This window comes from Actinomycetota bacterium, from assembly GCA_040754375.1.
Lineage (GTDB): Bacteria > Actinomycetota > Acidimicrobiia > Acidimicrobiales > AC-14 > JBFMCT01.
This window is the reverse complement of sequence record JBFMCT010000017.1, coordinates 55,767-61,766: the sequence shown is the minus strand read 5'-3', so window position 1 is coordinate 61,766 and position 6,000 is coordinate 55,767. Positions and strand designations below refer to the sequence as shown.

8 protein-coding genes are annotated in these 6,000 nt (G+C 74.9%); 5 read left to right on the top strand and 3 right to left on the bottom strand.

All coding sequences use genetic code 11. From position 1 onward, the window contains the following. The 5 genes from AB1673_09310 to AB1673_09290 form a co-directional block, all read left to right on the top strand. Window positions 1–1,507: transglutaminaseTgpA domain-containing protein (locus tag AB1673_09310; protein MEW6154168.1), on the top strand; the 1,507-nt coding region annotated here is incomplete at its 5' end. A gap of 181 nt (window positions 1,508–1,688) precedes the next feature. Then, window positions 1,689–2,918: a TIGR00300 family protein gene (locus AB1673_09305; GenBank protein ID MEW6154167.1), complete on the top strand. Its 1,230-nt coding sequence runs from the start codon at window positions 1,689–1,691 to the stop codon at window positions 2,916–2,918. Continuing rightward, window positions 2,911–3,738: an arginine deiminase-related protein gene (locus tag AB1673_09300; GenBank protein ID MEW6154166.1), complete on the top strand. Its 828-nt coding sequence runs from the start codon at window positions 2,911–2,913 to the stop codon at window positions 3,736–3,738. The genes AB1673_09305 and AB1673_09300 overlap by 8 nt, the downstream gene beginning before the upstream one ends. Window positions 3,739–3,757: 19 nt before the next feature. After that, complete coding sequence (locus tag AB1673_09295; GenBank protein MEW6154165.1) at window positions 3,758–4,351, top strand: NAD(P)-binding domain-containing protein; 594 nt, start codon at window positions 3,758–3,760, stop codon at window positions 4,349–4,351. A 25-nt stretch (window positions 4,352–4,376) separates the two neighbouring features. Further along, on the top strand, window positions 4,377–4,634 hold the full coding sequence (locus AB1673_09290; GenBank protein MEW6154164.1) for a DUF2277 domain-containing protein: 258 nt from the start codon (window positions 4,377–4,379) through the stop codon (window positions 4,632–4,634). Here AB1673_09290 and AB1673_09285 read toward each other — a convergent pair. Genes AB1673_09285 through AB1673_09275 form a run of 3 tightly spaced genes read right to left on the bottom strand, consistent with a single transcriptional unit; the run spans window position 4,621 to window position 5,789 of the window. Further along, on the bottom strand, window positions 4,621–4,857 hold the full coding sequence (locus tag AB1673_09285) for a hypothetical protein (GenBank protein ID MEW6154163.1): 237 nt from the start codon (window positions 4,855–4,857) through the stop codon (window positions 4,621–4,623). The genes AB1673_09290 and AB1673_09285 overlap by 14 nt on opposite strands. 24 nt (window positions 4,858–4,881) lie before the next feature. Then, window positions 4,882–5,076: a hypothetical protein gene (locus AB1673_09280; GenBank protein ID MEW6154162.1), complete on the bottom strand. Its 195-nt coding sequence runs from the start codon at window positions 5,074–5,076 to the stop codon at window positions 4,882–4,884. After that, window positions 5,073–5,789: a ribonuclease HII gene (locus tag AB1673_09275; protein ID MEW6154161.1), complete on the bottom strand. Its 717-nt coding sequence runs from the start codon at window positions 5,787–5,789 to the stop codon at window positions 5,073–5,075. Before AB1673_09275 ends, AB1673_09280 begins: the two co-directional genes overlap by 4 nt. Window positions 5,790–6,000 lie beyond the last annotated feature (211 nt).

Below are 6,000 nucleotides of genomic sequence, written 5' to 3'. Positions count from 1 at the left end.
GGGCGGCGGGGCGGCCGGCCTGGGCGGGGTGCGTAGGCGGGTGGGGGGCGAGGCCTTGGTGCTGCTGGTGGTGGCCGGGCTCATTGGCTTGGCCATGGCCGCCCTGCTGCCCCCACCCGACGGCGGCGGGGGCGGGCGTGACAACGCGGGGCGGCCGCCGGGGCCGCGTCCCCCGGCGGGAGACGCACCGCCTTACCTGGAGCTGACCGACGTGCTCGACGCCGGCGGGGCCGGGACGGGCACGGGCGACGAAGTCGTGTTCCGGGTCGAGGCCCGCTCTCGGGCGCTGTGGCGCACGATGACCTTCGACCGCTACGACGGGCGCAGCTGGCGGCTGTCGGCCGACCTCGACCCGCGGGCCTTCGAGCAGGCCCAGTTCCGGGACGTGACCGTCCCGCCCGGCATCGGCGAGGCCCCGGGCTCGCCCGGGCGCGACCTCGACCAGCGGGTGACCGTGGAGACGGCCCGGATGGGGCTGGTGCCGGCGGCCGCCCAGGTCCGCCGGCTGTCGCTCGCCGGGGCGGCCGCGGCCGGTCCCGACGGCACGGTCGCCGCCCTGCCGCCCCTGGGCCGGGGGGCCACCTACCAAGCCCGCAGCCGCCAGGCCCCCAACACGCCCGAGTCCCTGCGGCCCCACGACGCGACCGTCGACGGCGTGCCGCCCGAGGTGGGCCGTCTCTACCTCGGCTTCCCGGGCCTGCCCACCCGGGTCGTCGAGCTGGCGGCCGAGATCGCGGCCGGGGCGCCCACCCAGTACGACCGGACCGAGGCCGTGATCGCCTGGCTGCGGGACAACACGACGGTCCGCAACGACACTGGTGCCCTGCCCCCCGGGGAGGACCCGCTCGACGCCTTCCTGTTCGGGGACCGGGCCGGTTCGGCCCAGCAAGCAGCCACCGCCGCAGCCGTCATGCTGCGCTCGCTCTCCGCCCCGGCTCGTATCGCCGTCGGTTACCTGCCCGGGGACCGGGGCCGCTTCGGCGGCCCGTTCACCGTGCGGGAGGGCCATGCCCACGCCTGGGTGGAGGTCTGGTTCCCGGCCGTCGGCTGGGTGCCCTTCGACCCCGCGGGACGCTTCGACGCCCCGGCGGTGACCGACGGGCCGTCGTGGGCCCGCCTGATGTGGTGGCTCCTGGCCGCTCTGGCCGTCGCCGCCCTGGCCTGGGTGGCCTGGCGCTGGCGGGCCCGGCGGCGCCGGCTGCAGGCCCGCCCGTGGTCCACGCGCACCTACGAGCGGCTGACCAGGGCGGGCGGCCGCCACGGCCGGCCCCACCAGCCGGCCGAGACCCCCTCGGAGTACTGCCACGCGCTGGCCGGCCGGTTGGCCGAACCCCGGCTCGTGGGCGTGGGCGAACTGGTGACGTCGGCCGCCTGGTCGGGCCGGGAACCGCCGGCCGAGGCCCGGGCCCGGGCCGAGGCGGTGGTGGCCGCCGTCGAACAGAGCGCCCCCCGGCGGCCCCGGCGGGGCCCCAAGGCGCTGGTGACCCCCGTCCGGCGGCGGGCGTGATTCGCGTTCGGCGCTTCGTTCCGAGGCGGCCGACCTGCCCCCAACCAGGGCCATGGGGCCATGAACAGGGGGGTCGGGTGCCGGACGACGCCTCCCGGCGGCCCCGGCGGGGCCCCTCCGCAGCCGTGGCCACGCCCGCATCCCCGGCAGGGGCGCCCGCCAGGTGCCAACCTCTCAGGCCGTGAACGCCACCGAACGGGTCGAGGTACGCGGCCATATCGTCGACTCGCTGATCCTGGCCAAGGTGCTCGACATCATCTTGGAGGCGGGCGGCGACTACCGCATCGTCGAGTTCGACGTCGGCCGCACCAGCACCGACCCGAGCCGGGCCATCATCGAGGTCGAGGCCCCCGACGCCGCCACCCTCGACGCCATCGTCGACGAACTGGCCGTCCACGGGGCCAACCGGGCCCACCAGCACGACGCCTCCACGGCCGCCGCCGAGGTCGACGGCGTGCTGCCCGAGGGCTTCTACTCGACCACCAACCTGCCAACCCAGGTCCGGCTGAACGGCCGCTGGGTCGACGTCGAGAACCCCGAGATGGACTGCGCCCTCGTGCTGCGGCCCGACGGGCGGGTGCGTACCGAGCCCATGCACCGGGTCAAGGCGGGCGACCCCGTGGTGGTGGGGCGCGAGGGCGTGCGGGCCCAGCCACTGTCGAGGCCCCGGGGCGCCAACCCCTTCGAGTTCATGGCCTCGGAGGTCTCCTCCGAGAAGCCCAAGGACCTGCTCGTGGCCCAGGTGGCCGACCGCCTGCGGGCGGCCAAGGCCACGGGCGGCAAGGTGCTGGCCGTGTGCGGACCGGCGGTCGTGCACACCGGGGCCTCCCCCCACGTGGCCCGCCTGGTGCGCAACGGGTGGGTCGACGTGCTGTTCGCCGGGAACGGCTTCGCCACCCACGACATCGAGTCCCACGTGCTGGGCACCTCGCTGGGGGTGGCCCTCAGCGGCCAGGCCCCGGCCGAGGGCGGCCACGCCAACCACCTCCGGGTCATCAACGAGGTGCGCCGGGCCGGTTCGATCGCCGCGGCCGTGGAGTCGGGCTGGCTGACGGCCGGCACGATGTACGAATGCGTCACCCACGGCGTGCCCTTCGTGCTCGGCGGTTCGCTGCGCGACGACGGGCCGCTGCCCGACGTGTACACCGACGTGGTGGAGGCGGCCGACGCCATGCGGGCCCTGCTGCCGGGCGTCACGGTCGCCCTCATGCTGGCCTCGACGCTGCACGCCATCGCCACCGGCAACCTGCTGCCCGCCGGGGTGGAGACCTACTGCGTCGACATCAACCAGGCGGTCGTCACCAAGCTGGCCGACCGGGGTAGCCACCAGGCGCTGGGCATCGTCACCGACGTGGGCCTGTTCCTGCACACCCTGGCCGACCACCTCCTGCCCGCGTCACCTGATGGCTGAGGGCGCGCTCACGTGGGGGCGCCGGCTGCTCATGTGCCCGCCCGAGCACTTCGGCGTGCTCTACGAGATCAACCCGTGGATGCACCAGGAGGTGGCCGTCGACCTCGACCGGGCCCGCGCCCAGTGGGACCAACTGGTGGCTGCCTTGACGGCTGCGGGCGCCGAGGTCGAGGTCATGGGCGCCCAGCCCGGCCTGCCCGACCTGGTGTTCACGGCCAATGCCGGCCTGGTCAACGGGCGGCGGTTCGTGCCCAGCCGGTTCCGCCATCCCCAGCGCCAGGGCGAGGTGCCCCACTTCCGGGCGTGGTTCGAGGCCCACGGCTACGACGTCGTTGAGCTGCCCGAGGGCGTCTCCCACGAGGGGGCGGGCGACGCCCTGCCCTTCGGCCGGGCCATCCTGTCGGGGTACCGGTTCCGCTCCGACGCGGCCGCCCACACGGCGCTCTCCGACCTGCTCGCCGTGCCCGTGCGCCCGATCGAGCTGGCCGACCCCCGCTACTACCACCTCGACCTCACCTTCTGCCCGCTCGACGGCCGCCGGGCGCTGGTCGCCCCCGAGGCGTGGGACACATACGGCCGCCGGGTGGTCGAGGCGCTGGTGCCCGAGCCCTTCGCCCTCCAACCCGAGGAGACGGCCGCTTTCTGCGCCAACTCGGTGGTGGTCGGCACCAACGTGGTCATGCCCACGTGCCCGCCCCGGGTCGGCCGCCAGCTCGAGGCGTGGGGCTTCGCCGTGGCCGAGGTCGACGTCGGCGAGTTCCAGAAGGCGGGCGGGGCGTGCCGGTGCCTCACCCTGGCCCTCGACGTCGACCTGCCCTGAGCCGCCTACCGTTGCCGCCATGCGGATCGCGATCTTGGGCACGGGCCGGGTGGGGTCGGCCCTGGGGACGGGTTGGGCGGCGCGGGGCCACACGGTCGTGTTCGGGTCGCGCCGGCCCGCCCAGGTGAGCTGTTCGGTGGGCAACGCCGAGACCTTCGCGGGCGCGGCCGGGCGCAGCCAGGTGGTGGTGCTGGCCGTGCCCTACGAGGTGGTGGGTGACGTGGTGGCGGCTGCGGGGGACCTGTCGGGCCGGGTAGTGGCCGACGCCACCAACCCCATGGGCCAGCCGGTGGCGGGCGGCGGATCGGGAGCCGAACGGGTGGCGTCGCTGGCCCCCGGTGCCCACGTCGTCAAGGCGTTCAACACCATGGGGTTCGAGACCATGGCCAGTCCCGTGATCGAAGGTCGGGCCGCCCTTGCCTTGATGGCCGGCGACGACGTCGGGGCCAAGGAGGTGGTTGCCTCCCTGGCCCGCGACCTCGGGTTCGACGCCGTCGACGCGGGCGGGCTGACCGCGGCCCGCCACCTCGAGTCCCTGGCCGAACTGTGGGTGCACCTGGCGATGAGGGCTGGTCTCGGCCGGGACATGGCCTTCGCCCTCCTGCGCCGCTGAGGGCGGCCCTGTGCCAGGGTGGGGCATGTGCCGGAGCATCGTTGTCCTGCGGGGACCTGAACCGACCAGCGACGAGGACGTGCAGGCCGCCGCCCTCCAGTTCGTGCGCAAGGTGAGCGGCTACCGCCAGCCGTCCAAGGCCAACGCCGAGGTGTTCGACCGGGCCGTGGCCGAGGTGTCGGCGTCGGTCCGCCGGCTCCTCGACGACCTAGTCAGCCCGCCCGGGGCACGGCCGCCAGCCCTGCGCGGGGCCCGTGCCCGAGGAGCCCCTACGAAGGGGTAGCGGCCCGCTCCTGCTCTTGCTGGCCCGCCCGGCGGCTGCCACGCGAGGCCACCCGCCAGATAGCCGCCGCGAAACCGATCGAAACCACGGCCAGGGTCAGGTGCACGGCCTTGAACCCAGCCGAGTGGGTCGGGTCGCCCAGCAGGTTGCGGACGAAGAAGGTCCAGATGAACACCGTCCACAATGCGGCCAGACGGAGGACGAGCGAGTCGCGGCGAGCCATGGCCCCGAAGCTACCCGGCCCGGGTCACGGGTAGTAATCGCCGCCCGAGGGAGAGGCAGGAGCCTGCTCGGCCGTCGTCGGGGTCTCGACGACCCCCCCGTCGTCGGCCCCGCCACAGGCGGCCGCCCCCAGGGCGGCCACCGCGGCCAGGCCCGCCACCGCCAGCCGCACGGCCGCGGCCACCCGGGCGACGGCCCGGCCCCTCGCACCCACGCTCACGCGCTCACCTCCCAGAGCTGGCCCTGGCCGGTGTCGCGCACCCGGCGGGGGACGCCGGCCCAGGGGATGTTGTCCATGAACACCCACGCCCGCCGGTGGATGGTGGTCGGGCCCCAGGCAGCCAGCGCCGCCTTGTGGCGGGGGCACGGGTATCCCTTGTTGAGGTCGAAGTCGTAGCCCGGGAAGTGCTCGGCCTCGGCCCGCATGATGCGGTCACGGCTCACCTTGGCCAGCACCGAAGCGGTGGCGATCGACAGGCACCTTGCGTCCCCTTTCACAAGTCGTTTGACCCGGGCCCCGCCCACGAAGTCCCAGTTGCCATCGACCAGCACTACGTCGGGGACCACCCCAAGGGATTGGACGGCCCGGCGGGCAGCCAGCTTCTGGGCCGCGGACATGCCCAGCTCGTCGCACTCGGCCTGGCTGGCATGGCCCACGCCCCATGCCGCGCACCACGCCGCCAGCCGCGGGAACAGGTGCTCGCGCTCGGGCTCGGTCAGCATCTTGGAGTCCCGAACCTTGCGCAGGCGTTTCTCCCGGGGCAGCACGGCTGCCCCCACGGAGATGGGCCCGGCCCACGCGCCCCGGCCGACCTCGTCCACCCCCACGACGATCTCGGCGCCCTCGTCCCACAGCTCCCGCTCGGTGGCCAGGCTGGGCACCACCTGGCGCCTGACCACCGGCGGCCTCACGGGCGGGACGATCAAGGCCATGGCGCCGAACGTTACCCGCCGGCCTCCCCGACCGGGGGCACCGCTTAGCGGGCTGCCGGCGGTGGCCGTGGACTACCGGCCCCAACTGTCGATGACGGCGTGGCCAGGGACGCCCGTTACCTGGGGACGAGGTCCTCACGATCGACAAGTTCCAGGGCCCGCTGGCGCGAGCCCCCTGCGGTCGTTAGCCTCCAGGCACTAAGGGTTCGGC